General features: G+C 69.4%; 18 protein-coding genes. 5 read left to right on the top strand and 13 right to left on the bottom strand.

What is annotated here, in order from left to right:
• Positions 1–7 precede the first annotated feature (7 nt).
• Positions 8–1,450: a S41 family peptidase gene (locus tag AC1DGC_RS03780; protein WP_478047240.1), complete on the bottom strand. Its 1,443-nt coding sequence runs from the start codon at positions 1,448–1,450 to the stop codon at positions 8–10.
• 293 nt (positions 1,451–1,743) lie between these two features.
• The gene (locus tag AC1DGC_RS03775) at positions 1,744–1,899 is read right to left on the bottom strand and encodes a hypothetical protein (RefSeq protein ID WP_259206320.1); all 156 of its coding nucleotides are present in this window, start codon (positions 1,897–1,899) and stop codon (positions 1,744–1,746) included.
• A gap of 279 nt (positions 1,900–2,178) precedes the next feature.
• Between AC1DGC_RS03775 and AC1DGC_RS03770 the strand changes: the two genes are divergently transcribed.
• On the top strand, positions 2,179–2,853 hold the full coding sequence (locus tag AC1DGC_RS03770; RefSeq protein WP_394161135.1) for an MliC family protein: 675 nt from the start codon (positions 2,179–2,181) through the stop codon (positions 2,851–2,853).
• 28 nt (positions 2,854–2,881) lie between these two features.
• Here AC1DGC_RS03770 and AC1DGC_RS03765 read toward each other — a convergent pair whose 3' ends face one another.
• The 3 genes from AC1DGC_RS03765 to AC1DGC_RS03755 all read right to left on the bottom strand — a co-directional run bounded on the left by AC1DGC_RS03765 (position 2,882) and on the right by AC1DGC_RS03755 (position 5,258).
• The gene (locus AC1DGC_RS03765) at positions 2,882–3,544 is read right to left on the bottom strand and encodes a DUF3011 domain-containing protein (RefSeq protein WP_478047239.1); all 663 of its coding nucleotides are present in this window, start codon (positions 3,542–3,544) and stop codon (positions 2,882–2,884) included.
• A 462-nt stretch (positions 3,545–4,006) separates the two neighbouring features.
• The gene (locus AC1DGC_RS03760) at positions 4,007–4,408 is read right to left on the bottom strand and encodes a response regulator (RefSeq protein WP_394161131.1); all 402 of its coding nucleotides are present in this window, start codon (positions 4,406–4,408) and stop codon (positions 4,007–4,009) included.
• Positions 4,409–4,493: 85 nt separating this feature from the next.
• Complete coding sequence (locus tag AC1DGC_RS03755; RefSeq protein WP_478047472.1) at positions 4,494–5,258, bottom strand: CPBP family glutamic-type intramembrane protease; 765 nt, start codon at positions 5,256–5,258, stop codon at positions 4,494–4,496.
• Positions 5,259–5,419: 161 nt separating this feature from the next.
• Between AC1DGC_RS03755 and AC1DGC_RS03750 the strand changes: the two genes are divergently transcribed.
• The gene (locus tag AC1DGC_RS03750) at positions 5,420–5,719 is read left to right on the top strand and encodes a TFIIB-type zinc ribbon-containing protein (RefSeq protein WP_259206312.1); all 300 of its coding nucleotides are present in this window, start codon (positions 5,420–5,422) and stop codon (positions 5,717–5,719) included.
• Positions 5,720–5,740: 21 nt separating this feature from the next.
• On the opposite strand, the gene AC1DGC_RS03745 is transcribed toward AC1DGC_RS03750, so the two are convergent.
• From AC1DGC_RS03745 to AC1DGC_RS03720, 6 genes are all read right to left on the bottom strand, one after another.
• Entirely contained in the window at positions 5,741–6,253 is a 513-nt protein-coding gene (locus AC1DGC_RS03745) for an N-acetyltransferase family protein (protein ID WP_478047238.1), read from the bottom strand.
• A gap of 269 nt (positions 6,254–6,522) precedes the next feature.
• Positions 6,523–7,698 carry a copper resistance protein B gene (locus tag AC1DGC_RS03740; RefSeq protein WP_478047471.1) on the bottom strand — a complete coding sequence of 392 codons (1,176 nt, stop codon included), beginning with the start codon at positions 7,696–7,698 and terminating at the stop codon, positions 6,523–6,525.
• Between the two features lie 20 nt (positions 7,699–7,718).
• Complete coding sequence (locus AC1DGC_RS03735) at positions 7,719–9,518, bottom strand: copper resistance system multicopper oxidase (RefSeq protein ID WP_394161125.1); 1,800 nt, start codon at positions 9,516–9,518, stop codon at positions 7,719–7,721.
• Between the two features lie 96 nt (positions 9,519–9,614).
• Positions 9,615–10,007 carry a CopL family metal-binding regulatory protein gene (locus tag AC1DGC_RS03730; protein WP_449334618.1) on the bottom strand — a complete coding sequence of 131 codons (393 nt, stop codon included), beginning with the start codon at positions 10,005–10,007 and terminating at the stop codon, positions 9,615–9,617.
• Positions 10,008–10,102: 95 nt separating this feature from the next.
• Complete coding sequence (gene recQ, locus AC1DGC_RS03725) at positions 10,103–11,905, bottom strand: DNA helicase RecQ (protein WP_259206307.1); 1,803 nt, start codon at positions 11,903–11,905, stop codon at positions 10,103–10,105.
• Between the two features lie 789 nt (positions 11,906–12,694).
• A complete protein-coding gene (locus AC1DGC_RS03720; protein ID WP_394161121.1) occupies positions 12,695–13,246 on the bottom strand; it encodes a Dps family protein in 552 nt (183 codons plus the stop codon).
• Positions 13,247–13,335: 89 nt separating this feature from the next.
• Between AC1DGC_RS03720 and hrpA the strand changes: the two genes are divergently transcribed.
• Positions 13,336–17,433 (top strand): ATP-dependent RNA helicase HrpA, encoded by a 4,098-nt coding sequence (hrpA, locus tag AC1DGC_RS03715; RefSeq protein WP_478047237.1) that lies wholly within the window; start codon positions 13,336–13,338, stop codon positions 17,431–17,433.
• Between the two features lie 52 nt (positions 17,434–17,485).
• Here the strand turns inward: hrpA and AC1DGC_RS03710 are convergent, their stop codons facing one another.
• The gene (locus AC1DGC_RS03710; RefSeq protein ID WP_478047236.1) at positions 17,486–18,010 is read right to left on the bottom strand and encodes a hypothetical protein; all 525 of its coding nucleotides are present in this window, start codon (positions 18,008–18,010) and stop codon (positions 17,486–17,488) included.
• A 170-nt stretch (positions 18,011–18,180) separates the two neighbouring features.
• On the opposite strand from AC1DGC_RS03710, the gene AC1DGC_RS03705 reads away from it, so the two are divergent.
• On the top strand, positions 18,181–20,361 hold the full coding sequence (locus AC1DGC_RS03705) for a RelA/SpoT family protein (protein ID WP_394161116.1): 2,181 nt from the start codon (positions 18,181–18,183) through the stop codon (positions 20,359–20,361).
• A 29-nt stretch (positions 20,362–20,390) separates the two neighbouring features.
• Entirely contained in the window at positions 20,391–21,947 is a 1,557-nt protein-coding gene (locus AC1DGC_RS03700) for a tetratricopeptide repeat protein (protein ID WP_478047235.1), read from the top strand.
• A 4-nt stretch (positions 21,948–21,951) separates the two neighbouring features.
• On the opposite strand, the gene AC1DGC_RS03695 is transcribed toward AC1DGC_RS03700, so the two are convergent.
• Complete coding sequence (locus AC1DGC_RS03695) at positions 21,952–24,051, bottom strand: glycosyltransferase (RefSeq protein WP_478047234.1); 2,100 nt, start codon at positions 24,049–24,051, stop codon at positions 21,952–21,954.
• Positions 24,052–24,146: the final 95 nt, after the last annotated feature.

Genomic DNA, 24,146 nt, shown 5'->3' with positions numbered 1-24,146 from the left:
CCGCGCGTCAGTGCCGGGCCAGGTCCACGCTTACCGCATCCAGCACCCGCTGCGCGCGGGCGCGGGCCGATTCATCGGTGCGCATGTCGATGGGCAGGTCCGGTGAGATGCCGGCCACTTCGTCGCTGCCATCGGCGCGCAGCCGCACGCAGTTCGGGATGCGTATGCGCAGCTTCGAGTGCGGCAAGGTGCGGGCTGGTGGTGGACTCATGAAGCCGCAGCCGTAGCCGCCGGTCGTGCTCCCGACCACGCGTGCGATGTGGTTGTCCTGCAGCCGTGCGGCGAACATTTCCGCCGAGGAGACGGTCTTCGCATCGGTGAGCACATACACCGGCCCTTGCCAGGCTGCCCAGTGCCGGCGCAGGTCCTGGGCCCAGTCCAGCCGGTGGGCAATCAGGAAATCATTGATGCGGTCCACCGCCGGGGTGGCAAGGGGACCGCCCGAGCTGCCGGCGGCGACCAGGCGCCGGCAGGGCAGGGCCTGCCAGTCGCGCGATGACTGCCACACCCACGTCATGTCGCAGGGCGGCGCCTGCGTGGCGCGCAGGGACGCGGCGAAGCGGTCGCGCTGCTGGACCAGCAGCGGACGCGCGCCTGCGTCGGGATGATGGCGGCGCAGGGCATCGTCGATGCGCTCGTACTGCTCCTGCAGGTAGTCGCGCCCGGCCGCGGACTGGCTGACCCAAAGCGGCGCCGACTGCACCGGCGAGCCGCTGAACAGGCGCGTGAGCGTGTCGCCGGTGTCGTCGCCGCCCGGGTTGGTGCCCACATCCACCAGCACCGCATCCACGCCCTGCTGCTGGAAGCGCCGCAGCGTCGCGGCGATCTCGGCCACCCACGCGTCACTCAACGTGGCCCGCATGTCGTTCACTGCGTCGGCATGCCGCAGTTGCCCCCAGAGGCGGTGGCACAGGCCGGGGTAACGCAGCGCATCGAATTCATGCAGGCGCAGCAGGCCGAGGCGGTGGCCTTCCGGCAGCGCGACGATCCCACTGCGCAATGCCGGGTCGGCGCCGCCGGCCGTAGGGTGGTAGCCGGGCAGGGTCTGTAGCGGCACGCTGTAGTCGTGCCGACCTTCGTCCAGTACGCCCAGCGCCGCGCAGCCTGTGGAGGCCTCCAGCGTGCGCGGGTCCACTGCGGCGGGGGCCGATGCGGGCGCCTCGGTTGCCTGCCGATCCAGCAGTTTCAGGTGGCCATCGTGAAACCCGGCCAGGAACGCGCGCAGTGACTGTTCCGCCTGCGCATCGCTGCCGGCCGTGGTGATGGCCTGCTGTGCATCGCGCTCGAGGGCGGGCAGGTCAACGCCGCTCTGCCCGGACGCCATCCAGGCCAGGTGTGCATAGTCGTTCTGCAGGGTCTGCTTCAGTACCGCCAGATCGCCGCGCCAGGCGTCGCGATCAATCGCGGGGGCGGCGTGGCTGGCAAACGCCATCGACAGCGCCACGGCCATCACCGCTCCTGGCCTCGAGAAGTGTCCTGCCGACATCGCCGCGCTCCCTGCCAAGGCGCTGCATGCGCCTGCGAACCTCGATCCTAGCCAACGCGGCACGGTGGCGAAAGGGCCACGCATGGCAGGTCCTGGAGGCAACGGTGCATTACGCAGCACGCCTGGCTGCAACAGCGGTATCCACTGCACGCTGTTCGCCCGTGGGCACTGTTGAACGGCTTCCACCACAGAGTGCCGGGAAGAAACACCGACAGCATGAGGCTGCGCGTAGCGCAGCCCCACTCTCTACGCCGCAGTTACTTCTGCTGCTGGTTCTTGCTGGCGTCCTTGGTGTCCTGTTCCTGCTTCTGCTGCCTGGCCAGCGTGTCCTTGCGCTCCTGCTCCTTCTGCTGGTCGGTCTGGGCGGCGGCATTCTTCTGGACGTTGTTTTCGTTGTTCTGCATGTTGGACATTGCATACTCCACTACGACGTTATGTCGTGATATCGATGCTGCGCGCATCGCTGTTACGCAGCGGTCGCATGCGGATGAGGGTGGGGTCAGGGTGGTGCGCAGGCCGTCCTGCCATTAATGTTCACGCTGGATCGCGTCGTCCCGCTCCGCCTGTCCGCCGCAGGCCCGACGGCGCCGTCGCGCATGCACGCCACCGTTGAACTGGCTTGGCCTGCACACGTTGCTGGCACGATTCGGCGCACAATAGCGGGTCTTTCGTCGATCGCTGTTGGAGGTGCCATGAACCGTTTCGTCCTGCTGGGGGTGGGGGCGCTTGCGCTCGCGGCCTGTTCCAAACCTGCGCCGTCCGATACCGACACGCCCGCACCGGCGCCAGGCACCGCCACGACGACGCCTGTGCCGACCCCCGCGCCCCCCGCCACGGCGGCCGAGCCGACCCTGCAGCCGCCGTCATTCGATTGCGCCAAGGCGCAGTCCGAATCAGAAAAACTGGTCTGTGGTGACGCCCGCCTGGCCGCGCTGGACCGGCAGTTGGCCGCTCTTTACAAGCGCGTGCAGACCAGCCCGGATGAGCTGGATATCGCTGCCGAACAGCGCGGCTGGGTGAAAGGGCGAGATGCCTGCTGGCAGGCCGTGGACCGTCACCGCTGCCTGGTCGAGTCCTACCAGACCCGGATCGTCGAACTGAACATCGGCAGTGGCGGCGTGTCCGCACCGACGCCGGTGAGGTACCAGTGCGATGACGCCAGCAAGCCGGTCAGCGTGGTGTTCTACAACGAACTGGACCCGCAGGCGGCCGTGGTCAGCTGGGGCAAGGACCAGGCGATCGTGTTCCCGGCCCAGGCCGCCAGCGGCAGCCGTTATACCCGCGAGGGCGTGGAGTTCTGGGAGCACCAGGGCGAGGCCACGCTGGACTTCTACGGCACCACGATGAGCTGCAAGGCCGCCGGCTGAGCAGGCCCGGCGGACGTCGCGTGCGCGCTCAGCGCACGCGACGGTAGCGCACCTCGTTCTGGCGATCGCCGACTTCGGTGGTGACGAAGCCGTCGCGGCTCTGGTTGATGTCGAACACGTTGCCGCCCACATTGAGCTGGCCGCCGTTGACCCAGCCGCTCAGGTTCTGCCCGCGCGCCTGTGCGCTCATGCGGCCGTCGCTGTCGATGCGCATGCGGATGTCGGCCCCGTAGATGGGGTTGTAGCCCTCGAACTCGCCGACCATCCAACCGGGCACGTAGGACGTGTGCCGCGGGCCCTGGTAGTTGTCGTCGGTGTAGCGGTCATCCTGCTTGCTCGCGTTGTGGGCCAGCGCGCCGAGGATGGCCGCGCCGATCAGGACGCCGGCGGCGACCTTGGCATCATGGTTGTCGCTGTGGTCATCGTCGCGGGAACCGCCACCGTGCACCCGGAAGGAGGCGCGGCAGCCATCATCGACCCAGACCTCGCGGCGATCGTAGTCCCAGCTGCGGCCCTGGCGGCAGTCGGCGCCGGAGAGTTTGCGGTCCAGGCTGACGTAGCCGGCGCGCGGCAGCGGGCAGGACTGGTAGCGGTTGTCGCGGCTTTCGCAGGTGACGAAATCGTCGGCACGGGCGTCCGACAACGACGCGGCCAGCAGCAGGGGGGCGGTAAGCAGAAGGCGGGTCTGCATGGTGCGGTTCCGGCAGGAGAGGGCACAGGCGAACGATGCCATCCATGGATGAAAACCGGATGAAGGCGTAGGCTTTCCCCGCGGCACAACGCTGCGGTGGCCACAGGGGGCCAGGATGCGCGGTCACGGACGACGAGGCGGGATGGCCTGGCTGCTGCTGGCGGCGTGCATGATGGCGAGCGCGGTTGCGGACGCGGGCAACACGCCATGCTCCGGTCGCAAGGGTGGGGTCTCGCACTGCGCCGCAGGCCGGTTCGTCTGCAACGATGGCTCGGTCAGTGCGTCGAAAAAGGTCTGCAGCGCCCCAAGCAATAGCGCGTGGGTCGCCCCGCCTGCCGCGACTGCGGCGGGCAGCTGTCCGTGCAGCGCGGGCGCGCTGTGCACGGGCCCACGGGGTGGCCGCTACTGCCTGACGCCGTCAGGCAACAAGCGCTACACGCCACGCAACTGAGCGCACGCGCCTCACGCGGCCTGGTCGGTTTCCACGGCGCCGAAGCAGGCGCGGATGGCGTCCAGCAGCTCGCTCATCGAGTATGGCTTGGGCAGGAAATGGATGCCTGGGCGCAGCTGGGCGGTGACGTCGGCCGGGTCCAGCCCGGAGGTGACCAGCACCGGCAGGCTGGGCTGGAACGCCTTGATGCGCTCGGCAGCCTCGATCCCGCTCAGGCCGCCCAGGCAGACATCGGTGAACACCAGGTCGAACCGCTCGCCGGCCAGCAGCAGCCCCAGCGCGGCTTCGGCCGAACTCACCGCAGCCACATCGCAGGCCTGGCTTTCCAGTGCCATCCGGCTCAATTCACGGGTGTCTTCGGTGTCTTCAATCAACAGCACGCGCGGTGCAACGTGGCGCTTGGACAACAACATGACGCGGTGTTCCTTGGGGCTGGGGCGGAAAGGGCGCGCAATTATGCGGGGGCCCGTGGTGAGGAGGTCGTGCACGCGGCGCCGGCTACCGCGGCGCGTCCGGTGACGGCCGCGGCCAGCAGGCCAGGGTGAGCACGGCCATTGCCGCAGCGGCGAGGCGCAGCGCAGTGACCTTCCCGTCCAGGGCCATTGCCTCATCGAGGATGAACAGGTTCCAGGCCAGGTTGAGCGACACATGCAGGGCCAGACCGCTCCACAACGTGAGCCGGTCGAGGTGGTTCAACCAGGCGAACGCCAGGCCCCCGACGGCGATCAGGACCAGGATCTGCACGGCGCTGGCGCCCCCGTCGATGCCGCCCGCCCCGAGCCAATGCACGGCGCCGAACATCACGGCCTGGGGCAGGGCGGCCAGCCACGCGGGCCAGTGCAGTACGCGGACCAGGAAAACAAAGCCGAGGCCGCGATACAGGATTTCTTCGGCGAGGGGGAACAGCACGGCAAGCAGCAGCAATGCCAACGGCTCGGGCGCCGTATTCAACCGGCCAAGCGCGGCCAGGCCGACCCAGCAGGGCAGGGTGGCCAGCAGCACGAGCAGGGGACCGCGCGCGCCGTGCCAGCGCAGGCCGAGGCTGTCCGCCAGCGCCAGGTCACGTGGCTTCAGCAGCCAGGCCAGCAGCACCGCGGTCAGCACCGCCAGCAGGTTGTCGAGCAGGCTGCCGCCGAACGGGATCGGCAGGCGCGGGATGGGCACGCCGATCGCGGCGCTGAGGTCGCGCAGGTTCAGGCCGATTGCCACGCCCAGCAGGGCCAGTAGCGATGCCCACCAACGGGTTTGTCCTGGGAAGGGCATGACGGCATTCCTTGCGGGGAGCAGGCAGTCTGCCGCGTGGACGCCCAGCGAGCGCGCGCCGGAAGTCCCCGTGCCGATGGTCATGGCCGCGGCACGCGTTGCGTTGCAGTCATCCGCGCGCAGGTACAGTCGGGGTTGGAACAGGATGAGGATGCGCGACGATGCAATGCCCCGTATGCAAGACCCAGGCGCTGGTGATGTCCGAGCGCCAGGGCATCGAGATCGATTACTGCCCGCAGTGCCGTGGCGTGTGGCTGGACCGCGGCGAGCTGGACAAGATCATCGAGCGTTCGGCCGGTGCCGCTGCACCCGCGCCGGTGCGCGCCGCGCCGCCACCGCCGCCGACGGCCGTGCAGCACCGTGACACGCGCCACCTGGGCCAGCAGCAGCCCTATGGCGACCAGCACGGCTACCGCAAGAAGAAGAAAGAGAGCTTCCTGTCGGACCTGTTCGACTTCTGAGCCGCGCGCCGGTCCTGCCGATCAGGGCCGGCGCAGGATGAATTCCAGGTCGCGGCTGTCGCCGACCACGAAATCGTAGGTGCCGACCTGGACGCAGCCGTAGCGCGCATAGAAGCGTTGCGCCCCGTTGTTTTCCGACCACACGCCCACCCACAGGGTGCGGCGTACCGGCTGGTCGAGCCACGCCAGGAACGCCGCCATCAGCCGCGCGCCGTGGCCGCCGCCCTGGTGGCTGGCCAGGACGTACAGGCGTTTGAGTTCGATGTCGCCCTCACGGGCATCGGCGTGCGGCAGGCCGTTGGCCCCCGCCGCCAGGTAGCCGACCGCACGGCCGGCATCCTCCAGCAACCACACCGCGCTGCGCGGGTCGTCCAGCTCGGCGCGTTGCGGGGCGACGCTGTAGTGATCCTCGAGGAACGCCTGCAGGTCCTGCGGCGGGTAGGAGTCGCCGAAGGTTTCGGTGTAGGTGGCGATGGCGATCGCCGACAGGGTCTGCGCATCGGCCGGGGTGGCGCGTCGGATCTGCAGGGGCATGGCGGCAGTGAGCGGGCGGGCCGGGACGGGGCGCAAAGCGTACGCGATAAACCCTTGATCGCACGAAAACGGCGCGGCCGATGGCGGAAGTTTCCCGCCGGGGCATCACATCAGTACCCGGGTCGCCAACGAGCAAGGCCCCGGGTGTCGGACAGGTCGCAACCGCGCCAGGCGCGGCGGCCTGTGACGCCCCGCCTGGGCCCGTCGGATCCGGCATGCACGACCCCTGTTATCCCGGGCGCCCGCCGCGCCCGGGATCTTTTTTTACCTCAGAACCAGACGCGCACGCCGGCCACCCAGCGGGTGTCGCGGGCGCGTTCGCCAGCGGCCTGATGGTACTCGGCGGTGTCGCCGAACAGGCGTTCGTGGCTGATGCCGATGTACGGGGCGAAGCGACGGTTGACCTCGTAGCGCAGGCGCAGCCCGGCCTCGACCTTGTTCAAGCCGCTGCCATTGCCGTAGCGCGGATCGTCCTTGGCCGTGAACGTGGCTTCCACCAGCGGCTGCAGGATCAAGCGGTTGGTCAGCAGCAGCTCGTACTCCACTTCCACGGTGGCGGCGACCTGGCCGCCTTCGCCGACGTAGGCGGTCGCCGAGGTCTCAAACTTGTACGGGGCCAGGCCCTGGACGCCGAATGCCGCCCAGGTGCGCGAATCGCCGCGGCCCAGGTCCTGTTTGACGCCCACCAGTACATCCCACCACGGCGATACGCTGCGGCCGTACAGCACTTCCACGTCGGCCGCCTCGGTCCGCCCGCCGCTGCGTTCGCCTTCGCTGCGCAGCCAGACCCGGTGGATGTTGCCGCCGATCCAGCCGCTGGCCTCCCAGGCCTGCCCGTTGCCGTGCTGGCCATCCCAGTGTTCCAGACGGTTGACCAGCAACAGGCTGTGGAGGTCGGGGGCGTGCTCCATCGCGCCGTGATCGATCGGCGGGAAGGCGGCGATGCGGTCGGCATCGGTCACCGCCGGGATCGGTTCGCGCGGGTCACTGCGGGCAGGCGGCTTGGTCGGGCCGTGGCCCATGGCGGCGTGGTCCATCGTCGAATGGTCGGGGGCACCGTGGTCTGTCCGGGCATGATCCGTCGGGCTGTGATCCACGCTGCCGTGATCCATCTTCGCGTGGTCCATCTGGCCGTGATCCACGCTGCCGTGATCCATCTTCGCGCGATCCATCTGGCCGTGATCCATCTTCGCGTGATTCATCTGGCCGTGGTCCATGGCGCTGCGATCCATCTTCGCGTGATCCATCTGGCTGTGATCCATGGCGCCGTGATCCATCTTCGAGTGATCCATTTCGCCGTGGTCCATGGTGGCGTGGTCCACCGTGTCTGCAGCGACCGTGGGCGCATCGGCGCTGGGCGGCGGGGTCATCGCATGGCCGGCGTGCGACTGCGCCCACGCCGGGGCGGAGATCGCCAGCAGCAACGCGCTGCTCAGGATCGACATCGTGAACATCGGAGAACGGCTCATTCGTCGATCCTCACTTCGCGCATCATCCCCGCTTCCATGTGGTACAGCAGGTGGCAGTGGTACGCCCAGCGGCCGAGGGCATCGGCGCGCACGCGGTAGCTGCGGCGCGTGCCCGGGGGCATGTCGATGGTGTGCTTGCGAAGCTGGAAGTCACCGTCGGCGTTTTCCAGGTCGCTCCACACGCCGTGCAGGTGGATCGGGTGCTGCATCATGGTGTCGTTGACCAGCACGATGCGCATGCGCTCGCCGTAGTTCAGCCGCAGCGGTTCGGCGCTGGCGAAGGGGATGCCGTCGAAGGACCAGCTGAACTTTTCCATGTGGCCGGTCAGGTGCAGCTCGACCTCGCGGCCGGGTTCGCGGCCATCGGGATCGTCGAAGAGGCTGTGCATCGCGGCATAGGTGAGCACGTGGCGGCCGTTGTCGCGCAGGCCGATGCCGGGATCATCGAGCTTGGGTTCGGTCGCCATGCTCTGCATGTCCACCAGCGGGTTGCCCTGTTCACTGGGCGGATGCCGTGGCGCCCTGGCCGTGCCGCCGTGGGCCGCGTGGCCCATGTGCGCGCCGCAGCCGCCTTCCATGCCCTTCATCTGGTGCCCCATGCCGGGCATGTCGTGGCCCATCGTGCCCATGTCATGACCCATGTCGCCCATGGTCAGCAGCGGACGCGGGTCACGTGCGGGAATCGGCGCCTGCAGGCCATGGCGCACGGCCAGGGTGCCGGCGGCGTAGCCGGTGCGGCCCATGTCCTGGCAGAAGAGGGTGAACGCATCCTGGCCGCTGGGTTCGACGATCACATCGAAGGTCTCGGCCGGGGCGATGCGGAATTCATCGATGCTGACCGGATGGATGTACTGGCCGTCGGCGGCGACCACGGTCATCTTCAGGCCGGGGATGCGCACGTCGAAGTAGGTCATCGAGCCGCCGTTGATGAAGCGCAGCAGCACCTTCTCGCCGCTGCGGAACAGCCCGGTCCAGTTGCCGGCCGGGGCGGTGCCGTTGAGCAGGTAGGTGTAGGTGTGGGCGTTGATGTCGGAGATGTCGGTCGGGGTCATCCGCATCCGGCCCCACATGCCGCGATCGGCGGTGGCGGCCGCCCAACCGTCCTTGCGTACGTCACGCAGGAAGTCGGGCAGGGTGCGCTTGTAGTAGTTGTCGAACTCGGCCAGCTTCTTCATGCGCCGGAACAGCGCGCCGGGGTCCAGGTCGGTCCAGTCCGACAGCAGGATCACGTGTTCGCGGTCGAAGCGGTACGGGGCCGGCTGCAGCGGGTCGATGATCAACGCGCCGTACAGGCCGGCCTGTTCCTGGAACATCGAGTGGCTGTGGTACCAGTAGGTGCCGGACTGCTTGAGGGTGAAGCGGTACTGGTAGGCCTCGCCGGGCGCGATGCCGTTGAAGCTCAGCCCGGGCACGCCGTCCATGTTGGCCGGTAGCAGGATGCCGTGCCAATGGATCGAGGTGGGGTGGCCCTGCAGGGTATTGGCCACGCGCACGCTGACGGTGTCGCCCTCGCGCCAGCGCAGGATCGGCGCCGGCAGGCTGCCGTTGACGGTGATTGCCGGGCGGGTGCGGCCGGTGAAATTGGCCAGGGATTCACCGATGCTGAGCTGGACATCCGCGGCAGTGAGCACCTGCGGGGCGCTGGCGACGGCGGGGCCGGCGGCGGCAAAGGCGCGCGCGGGCAGGCCGCTGGCGACCAGGCCGGCGACCACGCCACCGGCGGCGGCGCCCTGCACGAACAGGCGGCGCGACGGCATGGGCGGGCTGCCCGTGCCGGGTTGGGTTGGGAACGACATTGCAACTCCGGATCGAATCGGACGGGCACGTGGGGTGCCGCGGAGCCGTGTGCGCAGGCACACGGGATCACATCGTTGGGCGCTCGCGGCGCGCGGTCAGCCGATCGGAGGGCGGGTGATGCGGTCCAGCGGCGGCGCTGGCAGTGCTGGGCGCGGCAGGCTCACCGGTGCCAGCGACAGCGGCGGCGGGCTGGGCAGCCAGGCGATGGACGGGGGCAGGCTGGATTGCTGCGCGCAGCTGCGCAGGCAGTCCTTGATCGCGCAGTGGTCGCCGTCGTGCGGCGCCTGGGCGCCGGCATCGATGTGGCTGTGGTGGCCAGGCTGCATCGGCGTTGCGGCCGGTGCGTCGTGGCAGGGCGGGGCCGCCGTTGCGGCAGCGGGCGGGGTGGCCATCGCCAATGCCATGGGCGCGGCCATGGCGGCGTTCAACCCGTTGAGCAACAGGCTGAGCATCAACACCACGCGCAGGAGCAGGCCACCAGCAGACATGGGGCTTACCCTAGCGCCAAACCGGGCGGTGCGCACCTGCGGCTGAACGCGGTGTTCAACCCTGGACCCGGCTCCGTCAGGGCGCACGCGGGCCATCAGCCCTGCTCGCGGACGATTTCGACCAGGCGCTCACCGTAGCGGGACAGCTTGGTGCCGCCGATGCCGCCGACCCGGCCGAGCGCGTCGACGCTGGTGGGGCGCTGTTCGGCGATGTTGCGCAGGGTGCTGTCGTGGAAGATGACGAAGGCCGGGACATTCTGTTCCTTGGCCAGTTCGGCGCGCAGGCTGCGCAGCGCGTTGAACAGGGCCAGGTCCTCGGGCAGCACGGACAGGCCGGTGCGCTGGCCGCTGCGGTCGCGCTCGCGGGTCTTGGGGCTTTCGCGCCGCATCATGACCTTGCGCTGGCCCTTGAGGACCTCGCGGCTGCCGTCGGTGAGGCGCAGGCCGCCGTAGGCTTCGCTGTCCACTTCGAGCAGGCTGGCGGCCACCAGCTGGCGGAACACGCTGCGCCAGGTGCGGGCGTCGAGGTCCTTGCCGATGCCGTAGGTGCTCAGTTCGCTGTGCCCGAACTGGCGGATCTTGTCGTTCTCGCCGCCGCGCAGGATGTCGATGAGGTGGCCGACGCCGAAGCGCTGGCCACTGCGGTAGACGCAGCTGAGGGCCTTCTGCGCGGCGACGCTGGCATCCCATGCATCGGGTGGGGTGAGGCAGTTGTCGCAGTTGCCGCAGGGCTGGGGGTAGGTTTCACCGAACCCGGCCAGCAGGACCTGGCGGCGGCACTGCATGGATTCGCAGTAGCCGAGCAGGTGGTCGAGTTTGTTGCGCTCCAGGCTTTTGCGTTCCTCGCCGGCCTCGGACTGCTCGATCATCTGCTTGAGCAGGACGACATCGCCCAGGCCGTAGCAGAGCCAGGCGTCGGCCGGTTCGCCGTCGCGTCCGGCGCGGCCGGTTTCCTGGTAATAGCCTTCCATGGACTTGGGCAGGTCGGTGTGGGCGACGAAGCGCACGTCGGGTTTGTCGATGCCCATGCCGAAGGCGATGGTGGCGCACATGACGATGCCGTCCTCGCGCAGGAAGCGGCGCTGGTTGGCGGCGCGCACGTCGGCGGGGAGGCCGGCATGGTAGGGCAGGGCGTTCATGCCCTCCTTGCACAGGAACTCGGCGGTTTCTTCGACTTTGCGCCGCGACATGCAGTAGACGATGCCGGCCTGTTCGCGGTGGACCTTGAGGAAGTCGAGCAACTGGCGCTTGGCGTTGTCCTTCTGGACGACGGTGTAGCGGATGTTGGGGCGGTCGAAGGAGCTGACGAAATGCTGGGCACCGGTGAGGTCGAGCCGCTCGGCGATTTCGCGCTGGGTGGGCGGGTCGGCGGTGGCGGTGAGGGCGATGCGCGGGACGTCGGGCCAGCGTTCGTGGAGGACGGTGAGCTGGCGGTACTCGGGGCGGAAGTCGTGGCCCCACTGGGAGACGCAGTGGGCTTCGTCGATGGCGAACAGGGCGATGCGGCTGCGCGAGAGCAGGGACAGGAAACGGCCGGTGAGCAGGCGTTCGGGGGCGACATACAGCATGTCGAGCTCGCCGGCGAGGAGTTCGCGTTCGACCCGGGCGGCGGTCTCGCCATCGAGGGTGGAATTGAGGAATTCGGCACGGACGCCGAGCTGGCGCAGGGCTTCGACCTGGTCCTGCATGAGGGCGATGAGCGGGGAGATGACGATGCCGGTGCCGTCGCGGAGCAGGGACGGCACCTGGTAGCACAGCGACTTGCCGCCGCCGGTGGGCATCAATACGAGCGCGTCATTGCCGGCAGCGACATGTTCGACGATCGCTTGCTGCGGACCGCGGAAATCGTCGTAACCAAAGATGCGGCTGAGCAGGTCGTGCGCGGGGCGGGAAGACATCGGGCTAGTTTACCCCGGCGGGCGGGTTGGCCGTGTCCTCCAACAGAGGATCAGTGGGTAGGGGCTTGCCTTCGGGCCTCACGAGCCGCAGCGCAAGCCAAAGCCAGAGCCAAGGCCAGAGCCAAGGCCAGAGCCAAAGCCCATGGTCTCTGTGCTGATGGTTGGCGCGGGGTGGGTGGGTTGGCGGGACACGCCGTAAATCCATCCCTGGAGGCTCGTGGGCGCCATCCATGGCGCCCAACGGTCCCGCCAACCCACCCACCCCACGCCCCGACAGTTGGCTGGTGCGTATGGGAGGGTGGGGCAACGGCGAATGCGGGCCGGCGTTGGTGCTGGATCCAGAGCAACGGGTCAAAAGCAAAGAGCAAAAGGGGGGAAGGGGCCAAGAGCCAAGAGCAAAGGGCCAAGAGTAAAAGGCAAAAGGCAAAGGCAAAAGGCAAAGGCAAAAGGCAAAGGCAAAGGGCAGGAGGTGGAGCCAGATCCACAGCCAAGGGCAAAGACAAAGGGCAACGTGCGGAGCCACTGCCGAATCCGGGTCCAGAATTTTGTCTTCCATCCAGCAAAAGAGGGCCCATAACGCAGAACAGGCGCCACCGGGCGCCTGTTCTGCATGCTTTTCTCTCTTCCCAACCGCCGGATGCACATCCATCTGGGCGAGGGTCCGACCCCCTTGCCGGGACCGTCGGGCGCCATGGATGGCGCCCGCGAGCCCCCAAGGATGGGTTTACGGCGTGTCCCGGCAAGGGGGTCGGACCCTCGCCGCGCGCAGATGCCAGAAGCGCAAACGCTTTACTGCAACAAAGAACGCAGCATCCAGGCGTACTTTTCGTGCGTCTGCAGGCGCTGGGTCATCAGATCCTCGGTCGGCGCGTCGTCGGCGTCGTCGGCCACGTCCAGCACCTTGCGGGCGGTGCGGCACACGGCCTCGTTGGCCGCGACCAACTGGCGTACCATCTCACGCCAGTCCGCGCTGTCGGTCAGGCCCGGCTCCTCGGCGATCGAGGTCAGGGCCGCGAACTCGCGGTAGGAGCCCGGGGCATTGAAGCCCAATGCGCGGATGCGTTCAGCGACGTCGTCCAGGGCTGCCCACTGCTCGGTGTACTGGGTCTCGAACATGGTGTGCAACGAGTTGAACATCGACCCGGTGACATTCCAATGGAAGTTGTGCGTCTTCAGGTAGAGCGTGAACGCGTCCGCCTGGAAGGATGCCAGCCCATCGGCAATCTTCTTGCGATCGCCTTCCTTGATCCCGATATCGATGTTCGGGGCCGACGGGGCGGCCGATGCCAGCTTCTGCTTACCGGTCTGGGTCTTCTTGGCCGGTGTCTTGGTCTTCGCCATGGGGATGATCCTCCTTGTGGATTGGATGGCCTTCACAATAGATCAGACTACGCTTTCAGTAGTGATCAAAGTTCTAAACGATTCGATTGATGAGCACTATCGACAGACAAAATCTTCCACGCCTGCGCGAACAGCGCGCCGCGATTGACGGGGCCATGAGCCGCGACCGCGGCCGCTTGCTCGGGTTGCTTTCGCGCTGGCAGTCCAAGCCCGCCGATGCAGGCGTGGCCGCCGCGTTCGAGCAGGCCTTGCAGGCGTCGGTGCAGCGGCGCGAGACGCGCGCGCGGCACCTGCCGGCGATCAGTCTGGACGATAGCCTGCCCATTGCGCGTGAAGCTGAACGCATCACGGCCTTGATCCGCGATCACCAGGTCGTGGTGATCGCCGGTGAAACCGGATCGGGCAAGACCACCCAGCTGCCCAAACTGTGCCTGGCCGCCGGCCGCGGCGTGGCCGGGATGATCGGCTGCACCCAGCCGCGACGGATTGCCGCGCGTGCGGTGGCTACCCGCGTGGCGCAGGAGCTGAACACCGAGCTGGGCACGGTGGTCGGCTACCAGGTGCGCTTCACCGACCGGGTGGGGGATGACACCCGCATCAAGTTCATGACCGACGGCATCCTGCTGGCGGAAATCAGCAGCGACCGCTGGCTGTCGCAGTACGACACGATCATCGTCGACGAAGCGCACGAGCGCAGCCTCAACATCGACTTCCTGCTGGGCTATCTCAAGCAGCTGCTGCACAAGCGCCCCGACCTGAAGCTGATCGTCACCTCGGCCACCATCGATACCTCGCGTTTCGCCGAGCATTTCAACGATGCCCCGGTGATCAGCGTCGAGGGCCGCACCTTCCCGGTCGAGGTGCGCTATCGACCGCTGGAAGGCGAGGGCGGTGGCGATGCGGACGGTGGGCGCGACGGCGAACGCACCGTCAACGACGCCATCGTGGCGGCGGTGGATGAGATCACCCGCATCGATCCGCGCGGCGACATCCTGATGTTCTTCCCTGGCGAGCGCGAGATCCGCGACGCGCACCAGGCGCTGGAACGGCGCAAGTACCGCGAGACCGAGGTGCTGCCGCTGTACGCGCGGCTGTCGGTCAAGGACCAGGACGAGGTCTTCAACCCGGGCGGCAAGCGCCGCATCGTGCTGGCCACCAACGTGGCAGAAACCTCATTGACCGTGCCGCGCATCCGCTACGTGGTCGATCCGGGCCTGGCCAGGGTCAAGCGCTACAGCCCGCGCCAGAAACTGGACCGCCTGCATATCGAGGCGGTGTCCCAGGCCAGCGCGAACCAGCGCAAGGGCCGCTGCGGGCGTGTCTCCGAAGGCATCTGCTACCGGCTGTACTCGGAAGCCGATTTCCTCTCGCGCGCCGAGTTCACCGATCCGGAAATCCGTCGCTCCAGCCTGTCCGGGGTGATCCTGCGCATGCTGCAGCTGGGCCTGGGCCGGATCGAGGACTTCCCGTTCCTGGAAGCGCCCGACGAGCGTGCCATCGCCGATGGCTGGCAGCAGCTGGGCGAACTGGGCGCGGTGGATGCCGAGCGCCGGCTGACCCCGGTCGGGCGCCAGATGGCGCGCCTGCCGGTGGACGTCAAGCTGGCCCGCATGCTGGTGGCCGCCCAAGCGCAGGGCTGCCTGCGGCCGATGCTGGTGATCGCCTCGTTCCTGGGCATCCAGGACCCGCGCGAGCGTCCGCCGGAAGCGCGCGGCGCAGCCGATGCCGCCCACGCGCTGTTCGCCGACGGGCGCTCGGAGTTCGTCGGCGTGCTGCGCTTGTGGGACGGCTATCGCCAGGCCCACGAAGAGCTGACCCAGTCCAAGTTGCGTGGGTGGTGCGAACGGCACTTCCTGGGGTTCCTGCGCATGCGCGAGTGGCGCGAGCTGCATCGCCAGCTGCGCGTGCTGTGCGAGGAACTGGGCTGGACGGAGGAGCCGGCGGCGACGTCGTTGGCCCCGCTGCTGGCCGGGTCGTCCGCGCCGGCGCCGGCGCGCGACGACGACGCCCGGATCAAGGCGACCCGCGGTCAGCAGCATCGCGCCGCGCGCCTGGCCCGCGAGGGCAAGACCGAACCGGTGGCGGCCCCGGCCGCCGTGCCGGTGGCCGATGCGCGCGAGGCCGGGGGCGGGTTCACCGAGAAGGTGCGCGCGGCCGCCTATCAGACCCTGCATCGCGCGCTGATCGCCGGCCTGCCGACGCAGATCGGCCACCGCAGCGACAAGGGCGATTTCCTGGCCCCGCGCCAGCGCCGCTTCCTGCCGTTCCCCGGTTCGGTGCTGGCCAAGCGGCCGCCGCCGTGGCTGCTGACGGCCACGCTGCTGGACACCCAGAAAATCTGGGGCCTGACCAACGCCGCGATCGAGCCGGACTGGGTGATCGCCGAGCTGCCGCACCTGCTGCTGCGCAAGCATTTCGATCCGCACTGGTCGCGTGCCCAGGGGCAGGTGCTGGCCTCCGAGCAGATCAGCCTGTTCGGGCTGGTGCTGGCCCCGAAGAAGCCGGTGCACTACGGCCGCATCGCGCCGGGCGAGGCGCATGACATTTTCGTGCGCCAGGGCCTGGTGACCGGTGAGATCAATACCCGCGCCAGCGTCATCGCCGACAACCTCAAGGTGCTCGAACAGGCTCGGGAAGAGGAGGCCAAGCTGCGCCGCGCCGGCATCGTGGCCGACGAGGCCTGGCAGGCACGCTGGTACCTGGACCGGGTGCCGGCGGAGATCCATTCGGCCACCGCGCTGGACACCTGGTGGAAGGGGCTGGCCCCGGACAAGCGCCGCGGGTTGGCCTGGACCCTGGCCGACCTGTTGCCCGGCGAGGGCAGCGATGCCGAGCGCTATCCCAAGTACCTGCCGCTGGGGGATGCGCGGTTGGCGCTGCATTACCGCTTCGAGCCCGGCAGCGAGGACGACGGGGTCAGCCTGGATGTGCCGTTGCACCTGCTCAACGCGCTGGATGCGGCGCGCCTGTCGTGGTTGGCGCCCGGCTTCGTGGCCGACAAGGCGTCGGCGCTGATCCGCGGCCTGCCCAAGGCGATGCGCCGCAACTACGTGCCCGCGCCGGACTTCGGCCGCGCGTTCGCCGAGGCCTTCCCCGATCCCAGCGCCGACGACATCCGCGGCGAACTGGCGCGGTTCCTGTCGCGTGCCACCGGCGCACAGGTGGCCGCCACCGATTTCGACGATGCCGCGCTGGAAGCGCACCTGCGCATGAACCTGCGCCTGTTCGATGCGGGCGGAAAGCTGCTGGCCAGTTCGCGTGACCTGGACGCGCTGCGCGCGCGCTTCGGCGACAAGGCCGGCGAAGCCTTCGCCGCGCGCGCCGGGCGGGCATTGGCGGTAGAGGGCCTGCGCGACTTCCCGGCCACGCCGATTCCGCTGCAGGTGCCTGGCGAAGCCGGCGTGCCGGCGTACCCGGCACTGGTGGACGAGGGCGACACCGCCGCGCTGCGCATCTTCGCCGACCGCAACGAAGCAGCCGAACAGCATCCGCGTGGCGTGCGCCGGTTGCTGGAGATCGCCCTGGCCGACAAGGCCAAGCAGGCGCGCAAGCAACTGCCGGTGCCGCCCAAGACCGGGCTGCTGTACGCCGCGATCGAGTCGCAGGAGCGGCTGCGCGGCGACCTGGTCGATGCGGCGATGAACGCCGTATTGGCCGAAGGCCTGGCGGAGATCCGCGATCCGGCGGCCTACGCGCAGCGTCGCGACGCGGCCGCCAAGGGTTTGTTCGCCGAGGCGATGGCCCGGCTCACGCTGGCCGAGAACATCCTGGCCCACGTGGCGGAATTGAAGCCGCTGCTGGAATCGCCGCTGATGGGGTGGGCGCGCGGCAACCTGGATGACCTGGAGCAGCAGCTGGCCGCGCTGGTGCATCCCGGGTTCCTGCGTGAGACACCCGCCCATGCACTGGCCCAGTACCCGCGCTACCTGCGCGCGATGATCCTGCGCAGCGAGCGGGCCAAGCGCGATCCACCGCGCGACCAGGCGCGCATGCTGGAGCTGCGGCCGTTCATCGATGCATTGGCCGAGGCCGACGTGCGCGGCTTGCGCCAGCGTCCGCAGTGGCAGGCCCTGCGTTGGGACCTGGAGGAACTGCGGGTGTCGCTGTTCGCGCAGGAACTGGGGGCCAGGAGCGGCATCTCGGCCAAGAAACTGGCCCAGCGCATGGCCGCGTTGCGCCAGGCCTGAGTGCGCTGGCTGCGCCCCGTGCCCGATGGGCGGGGGGCGCAGCGGCGTGCGCTTACTTGGTGCGGCGCACCTTGGCGCGCGTGTTGACGCCTTCCACGCGCATGTACCAGACGCCGGCCACGCCGGGGGTGATCGAGACGGCAGGGTCGGTCTTGCGCACGGCCGAGAGCGTGGTGCCGTCGGTCTGTTCCCATTCCTGGGCGTTGGCCAGCACGTAGGTGCGGCCCTTGCCGAAGCCACGGAATTCGCCCGGCAGGGTGCTGGTGATCGGCTCGTTGCTGCCGAAGTCGAAGAAGCCGCGGTTCTTGACGATCACTTCCTGGCGGCCTTCTTCGCGGGCTTCCTCGCGCGCGCGCTGGCGCGCGTCGGCGGTCACCGCCGCCACTTTGCCCTGCAGCCAGCCGTTGAGCGCCGCCAGTTGGGCCGGGCTGAGCGTGTCCAGGCCGGCGGCCTTGAACTCGGCCGGCGACATCTGCTGCTGCAGATCCCCCTCGACCACGCGCTGGGCCAGGGCAGGACTGGCCAGGCTGAGCAGGACGGCCGCACTGGCCAACAAACGTAGACGGGAAAAGCGCATGGCAGGTCTCCGGAGGTTTGCCGCAGTGTAGGGCCAGAGGCGGGCGTTGAGGGGAACGCAGCCGGGGCGTGCGGGCGCGATTGGCGACGTGGCGCGCGCAGCAGGCATGAGCTGATGCGTGCCGGTGCGATGGTTTTGATTGTCCGGACGCGGTCGCGGCGCTAGTGTAGATGCCTCTGTCTTGCCTGCATGATGCTGTGAACCGCGCTTCTGTCCCCGGCCTGGATGCCTTGTTGAACCGACCCTCGGCCGCGTCGCTGCCGCCCGCGCTGCGCGAGGCGCTGCTGCTGCGCTGGCAGCTGCCCGAGGCCGATCCGCAGATGCGCAGCAGTTGGTCGGTGCTGGCCGACACGCTGGATGCGCTGGCCCTGTTGTCGGCCGACGAAAGCGCGCTGCTGGCGGCGGTGCTGTTCGACCTGCCGTGGCTGCGCGCGGGGCTGGACGGGTTGCCGCTCGGCGCGTTGAAACCGGCCGTGGCCGGGTTGCTGGAAGGCCAGGATGCCGCCGACCAGGTCTGGGCGCTGCATGCCGGCCGCGATGCCGGGCGCAACAGCGAAGGCCTGCGCCGGCTGCTGCTGTCGATCATCCAGGACCTGCGGGTGGTGCCGGTGCTGCTGGCGCGCCAGTTGGCGCGCATGCGCGGCGCCGACCGCCTGCCCGAGGAAGAACGCCGCGCGCTGGCCCAGCTCACCCGCGACATCCATGCCCCGCTGGCCAACCGGTTGGGCATCTGGCAGTTGAAGTGGGAGCTGGAAGACCTGGCCTTCCGCCACCTGGAACCGGAGACCTATCGGCGCATCGCGCGCGAGGTGGATGAAACCCGGCTGGCGCGCGAGCGCTACGTGGAGACAGTCAAGAAGGCGCTCTCGCGCGAACTGCTCGCGCAGGGCATCAGCGCCGAGGTCAGCGGCCGCCCGAAGCACATCTACAGCATCTGGCGGAAGATGCAGAAGAAGAAGCTGGCCTTCGAGCAGCTCTACGACATCCGCGCGGTGCGGGTGATGGTGCAGGACGTGGCCGCCTGCTACGCCGCACTCGGGGTGGTGCATTCGCTGTGGGCACCGGTGCCCAGCGAGTTCGACGATTACATCGCCCGGCCCAAGGCCAATGACTACCGCTCGCTGCACACCGCGGTGATCGGCCCGGAAGGGCGCACCATCGAAGTGCAGATCCGCAGCCATGACATGCACGCCCAGGCCGAGCTCGGCGTGGCCGCGCACTGGCGTTACAAGGAAGGCAGCAAGGGCGCGGAAAAGGCCTTCGACCGCAAGATCACCTGGATGCGCCAGTTGCTGGAGCATTCCCAGGACGGCGCGGCTGGCGAACTGGCCGGCGCACTGGATGCCGAACTGACCGAAGACCGCGTCTACGCGCTCAGTCCCAAGGACGAGGTGATGGACCTGCCGCAGGGGGCCACGCCGCTGGATTTCGCCTACCACGTGCACACGATGGTCGGGCATCGCTGCCGCGGCGCGAAGGTCAACGGGCGCATCGTGCCGTTGACCTACCGGCTGCGCAGCGGCGACCGCGTGGAGATCCTGACCGGCAAGGAGGCCGACCCCCGCCGCGACTGGCTGCTGGCCTCCAACGGCTTTCTGGCCAGCAACCGCTCGCGCGAGAAGGTGCGCGGCTGGTTCCACAAACTCGACCGCGCGCGCAACGTGCAGGCCGGGCGCGACCTGCTCGACCGCGAACTGAAGCGGCTGGGCCTGCAGCATGCCGACCTGGGCATCGCGGCGAAGAAGTTCCATGCCGACAGCGTCGATGACCTGTACATCCAGGTGGCGCTCGGCGATACCGGGCCCAACCAGGTCAGCCGCGCGCTGCTCGAAGCCGAACGCGCGGCCACCCAGCCGGCGGCGCCGGCGTTGCCGCGGCCGACCGCGCGCCGCGACAGCCTGGGCACGTCCAAGTTCACCGTGCAGGGCGTGGGCAATCTGCTGGTGCAGCTGGCGCGATGCTGCCAGCCGGTGGCCGGCGAACCGATCGTCGGCTACCTCACCCGCACCCGCGGGGTCACCGTGCATCGCACCGACTGCGCTGCGCTGGCGCGGCTGCAGGCGACCAGCCCGCAGCGGATCCTGCCGGTGGAGTGGGGCCAGGCCGGCGGTGGCTACGAAGTGGACGTCGTGGTCGATGCGGTGGACCGACGCTGGCTGCTCAAGGACATCACCAACCTGATCGCGCAGGAAGATGCCTACGTGCTGGATATCCACAGCGACAACGTGCGCAACAGTGGCCGCGCGCACCTGCGACTGCGCCTGAAGGTCAGCGACTACGGCCAGCTTTCCACGCTGCTGGGCAAGCTCGATGCCTTGCCCGGGGTGAGCGAAGCGCGACGTCTAGGCTGACCTCACGTGACGCACGCTAGGCTCAAGGAATGAGTCGCCCCCCAGACCACGAGGATGCCGCGCACGCCGCGTTGCGCCGGGTGCGCCGCGAGGGCCGCTGGTGGTGGCTGCAGGCGCGGCATGCCCGGCATGTGTGGCGTTGGGTGCTGCCGATGGCGGTGCTGCTGTTCCTGGCGCTGGTCCTGCTGCGTGCGCCGCTGGCCAACTGGTTCTGGAACGAACCGCAGATCGAACAGCTGCTCGACCAGGGCGACCGCGCGCTGGCCGCCGGTCGGCTGAGCGTGGCCGACGGCAGCGGCGCGCGCGAGTCCTACCAGGCCGCGTTGGCGCTGGACGGCGACCGCAGCGAGGCGCGCACCGGCCTGGCACGCACCGCGCAGGCGGCCCTGCAACAGGCGCGCGATGCGCTGGCCGCCGGCGACCTGGACGCTGCCCGCGCGCGACTGGCGCTGGCGCGCGACCTGCAGGTGCCGCAGCGCGAGGCCGAACAGGTGGCCCAGCAGCTGCGCCAGCGAGGCAACGCCCACGCCGGTGTGGCGGTACTGCTGGGCCGGGCCGAAGCGGCGTTGCAGGCGCAGCGCTTGGATGCTGGACCGGACAGCGCACTGCCGTTGTTCCAGCAGGTGCTGGCGGTGGCGCCCAACCAACTGCGTGCGCTGGAAGGGCGCGAGGATGCCTTGTCCGATCTGCTGCAGCAGGCGCGTGTTGCCTGCCAGGCAGGCGAGCTGGCGCGCGCGGCGGCGTTGCTGGACAGCGCGCGTCGCTACGACCCGGGGCACGTGGACCTGCCCGCCACCCAGGAAGCGCTCAACAACGCGTTGGAAAAACGCCTGCAGCAGGCCAACCAGGCGCTGCGAAGGCAACGCTGGGAGAGTGCCGCCGCCGATTTCCAGGCGGTGCTGGCGGCGGTGCCCGACGATACGGTCGCGCGCCAGGGGCTGCAGCGGGTGATTGACGCGCAGTTGGCCAATGCCGTGCGCCTGGCAGGCGATTTCCGTTTCGCGCCGGCCGAACAGGCGCTGGCCACGGCGCAGGGCCTGGGCGCCTCCGAGCGCGCGCTGGCCACGGCGCGGCAGGCCGTGGTCCAGTCGCGCCAGGCCGAGCAGGCACTGCAGGCGCCCGGTGCGCCGCGCGCGCAGCGCGAGCGGCGCCTGCGCGGGTTGCTGACCCGCATCGTCGAGGCCGAGGCGCGCGGCCAGTTCCTGTCGCCGCCCGGCCGCAGCGCCTACGATGCGCTGCGCGAAGCACAGGCGTTGGCCGCCTACGATCCGCGCGTGCGCGCCGCCGCCCAGCGCCTGCTGCCGGCGAGCCGCCGCTGTTTCGAAGACCGGCTGCGTGAAAACCGGGTCCAGGCGGCCGGCGCCTGCCTGGATGCCTGGCAGACCCTGGCTCCGGGTGACATGACCTTGCCGCCGGCGCGCCGGCGCCTGGCCCAGCGTTGGCTGGCGATCGGCAGTGAGCGGCTGGGCGCGGGCGACCTGGCGTTCGCCCAGCAGGCCCTGCAGCAGGCGCGGCACTGGCAACCGGACCTGGCCGAATTGGGCGATTTCGAGCAGCGCCTACGCAACGCAGGCGGCCCGGGCTGAGGTCTCAGCCCAGGAACACCCGCTGTACGGTGTCGCGCGCGGCATCCAGCGAGAAATGGTCGGCCACGTTGCGCCGCCCGGCGCTGGACAGCTGTTGCCAGAGCACCGGGTCCTGGTACAGGCGCACCACGGCGGCGGCGAATGCTTCCGCGTCGTCGGCCACCAGCACGTCCTGGCCGTCCTGCAGGTGCATGCCTTCCACGGCGCAGGTGGTGGCGACCACCGGCTGCCCGTGGGCCATGCTCAGGTTGACCTTGCCCTTGACCCCGGCGCCGAAGCGCAGCGGGGCCACCGCGATGCGGACCTGGTCCATGTAGGGCGTCACCACCGGTACGAACCCGTGGATCTCCACCCCGGGCTGGGTGGCGGCCAACGCGCGCAGCGCATCGGGCACGTCCGCGCCGATGCAGTGGAAGCGGACCTCGGGCAACTGCGCGCGGATGCGTGCGAACACCTCGCCGATGAACCACTGCATGGCGTCCACGTTCGGCGGGTGGCGGAAGCCGCCGACGAACACCAGGTCGTGGCGATGGGCCCAGTCTTCGCCACCCGCGGCCACTTCATGCAGGTTGGAGATGAGTTCGACGGTCACCCCGGGGGCGTCGATCCGCAGCTGCTCGCGCTCGGCCGCGCTGACCAGCACGGTCACATCGGTGGCGGCCATCACCGCCAGCTCGCGCGCGCGGGTGCGTTCGGCATCGCGCAGCAGCCCGGCGTTGCCGGCCAGTTCGGCGCCGCGTCGTTCGCGCAGGTAGTGCAGGTCGACCGTGTCGAACACCGTGCGCGCCTGCGGGGCATAGCTGCGCAGCAGCGGCAGGCATTCACTGGCCACGTGGTGGCGCACCATCATCACCACCGCAAAGCGCGGGCCATGCTCGCGCAGCCACGGGCCGATGCCCTGCAGGAACGGCGCATGCCATACCTCCACGCCCAGCTGCTGCAGGGCCTCGGTGGCCGCGCCGGCGTGTTCGCGCCGGGTCGGCACGAACACCACGTGGGCACCGCCGTCGACCAGCATGCGGATCAGGTTGTACTGGCGCAGCGAGCCGGAATCGCGGTCCGGCTGTGGCATCGCCTCGTCCAGGATCAGCACCTGGCGCTGGTGGCGGTGCAGCAGGGCGGGCGAGGGCACGCTGCCCACGGGCGGCTGCGCACGCAGCGCCTGCGCCCATTTGGCGGCGAACACGCCCTGGTTGCGGACCTGGTAGGCCTTGACCCCGCTGCCGGTATCGGTGCCGTTGCTGGTGCCTTCGTCGTGCACCACGCGGCTGGCCGGTTGCACCAGCACGCGATAGCCGGCGGCGCGCACCGCGAAGGCCAGGTCGGTGTCTTCGTAGTAGGCCGGGCGGTAGCGGGTGTCGAAGCCGCCCAGCGTGTCCCACAGCGCGCGCGGGATCATCAGCGCCGCACCGGAGCAGTAGTCGGCATCGCGCAGGGCGCTGTAGCGCGGGTCTTCGGCCGATTCGAAGCGGCCGTAGCTCCAGCCGCTGCCATCCTGGAAGACCACGCCGCCGGCTTCCTGCAGGCGCCCGTCCGGATACAGCAGCTGGGCGCCGACCAGGCCGGCGCGGGGCACGGCGGTGAAGGTGGCCAGCAGCGCATCCAGCCAGCCGGGCTGGGGCACGGTGTCGTTGTTGAGCAGCACGACGTAACGGCCCAGCGAGCGCGCGACGCCGTCATTGCAGGCCTCGATGAAACCGCCGTTGCGCTCGCGCACGACATAGCGCAGCCCCTGGACCTGGGGCATCCACGTGGCGGTCTGGTCGCTGCTGCCGTCGTCCACCACCAGGATTTCGCAGGGCACCTGCGGCGGGTGCGCGGCCAGCGCCCGCAGGCAGGCCAGGGTGTGCGCGGCCTGGTTGTAGACCGGGATGACGATGCTCACCACCGGCGCGGCACTGGCCGGCAGCGTGAACGGGGCGAAGGGTTCGGCGGCAGGCAGGTACAGCGGCGCGCGGCGCGGCGGCGGCAGGGTCTGGGTATGCACGCGGATGCGCTGCCAGGTGGCGCGCCAGCCGCGGGTACGCAGGCTGGCCAGGCTGCGGTGGAACAGACCGACCATTCGGTTCAGGAAGTAGCGTGCATCGGCCAAGGACATCGACATCCCGTTGCAACTCCAGCTTAAGCGGGGGAACCCGTGAGAACGCGCCGCTTGCGGTGGCTGCGTTAGACTCGCCGGAATTCATAATCTCCCATTCT

Source organism: Stenotrophomonas sp. 05N37, assembly GCF_056397365.1.
Note: the sequence above shows the minus strand (reverse complement) of the source record. Positions and strands in the feature narration are given on the sequence as shown.

Excerpts from the sequence above, each read along its gene's own strand:
- AC1DGC_RS03780 (WP_478047240.1), bottom strand. The coding sequence starts at position 1,450 with ATGGCCGTGGCGCTGTCGATGGCGTTTGCCAGCCACGCCGCCCCCGCG.
- AC1DGC_RS03775 (WP_259206320.1), bottom strand. The coding sequence starts at position 1,899 with ATGTCCAACATGCAGAACAACGAAAACAACGTCCAGAAGAATGCCGCC.
- AC1DGC_RS03770 (WP_394161135.1), top strand. The coding sequence starts at position 2,179 with ATGAACCGTTTCGTCCTGCTGGGGGTGGGGGCGCTTGCGCTCGCGGCC.
- AC1DGC_RS03765 (WP_478047239.1), bottom strand. The coding sequence starts at position 3,544 with ATGCAGACCCGCCTTCTGCTTACCGCCCCCCTGCTGCTGGCCGCGTCG.
- AC1DGC_RS03760 (WP_394161131.1), bottom strand. The coding sequence starts at position 4,408 with ATGTTGTTGTCCAAGCGCCACGTTGCACCGCGCGTGCTGTTGATTGAA.
- AC1DGC_RS03755 (WP_478047472.1), bottom strand. The coding sequence starts at position 5,258 with ATGCCCTTCCCAGGACAAACCCGTTGGTGGGCATCGCTACTGGCCCTG.
- AC1DGC_RS03750 (WP_259206312.1), top strand. The coding sequence starts at position 5,420 with ATGCAATGCCCCGTATGCAAGACCCAGGCGCTGGTGATGTCCGAGCGC.
- AC1DGC_RS03745 (WP_478047238.1), bottom strand. The coding sequence starts at position 6,253 with ATGCCCCTGCAGATCCGACGCGCCACCCCGGCCGATGCGCAGACCCTG.
- AC1DGC_RS03740 (WP_478047471.1), bottom strand. The coding sequence starts at position 7,698 with ATGTCGATCCTGAGCAGCGCGTTGCTGCTGGCGATCTCCGCCCCGGCG.
- AC1DGC_RS03735 (WP_394161125.1), bottom strand. The coding sequence starts at position 9,518 with ATGTCGTTCCCAACCCAACCCGGCACGGGCAGCCCGCCCATGCCGTCG.
- AC1DGC_RS03730 (WP_449334618.1), bottom strand. The coding sequence starts at position 10,007 with ATGTCTGCTGGTGGCCTGCTCCTGCGCGTGGTGTTGATGCTCAGCCTG.
- recQ (WP_259206307.1), bottom strand. The coding sequence starts at position 11,905 with ATGTCTTCCCGCCCCGCGCACGACCTGCTCAGCCGCATCTTTGGTTAC.
- AC1DGC_RS03720 (WP_394161121.1), bottom strand. The coding sequence starts at position 13,246 with ATGGCGAAGACCAAGACACCGGCCAAGAAGACCCAGACCGGTAAGCAG.
- hrpA (WP_478047237.1), top strand. The coding sequence starts at position 13,336 with ATGAGCACTATCGACAGACAAAATCTTCCACGCCTGCGCGAACAGCGC.
- AC1DGC_RS03710 (WP_478047236.1), bottom strand. The coding sequence starts at position 18,010 with ATGCGCTTTTCCCGTCTACGTTTGTTGGCCAGTGCGGCCGTCCTGCTC.
- AC1DGC_RS03705 (WP_394161116.1), top strand. The coding sequence starts at position 18,181 with ATGCCTCTGTCTTGCCTGCATGATGCTGTGAACCGCGCTTCTGTCCCC.
- AC1DGC_RS03700 (WP_478047235.1), top strand. The coding sequence starts at position 20,391 with ATGAGTCGCCCCCCAGACCACGAGGATGCCGCGCACGCCGCGTTGCGC.
- AC1DGC_RS03695 (WP_478047234.1), bottom strand. The coding sequence starts at position 24,051 with ATGTCGATGTCCTTGGCCGATGCACGCTACTTCCTGAACCGAATGGTC.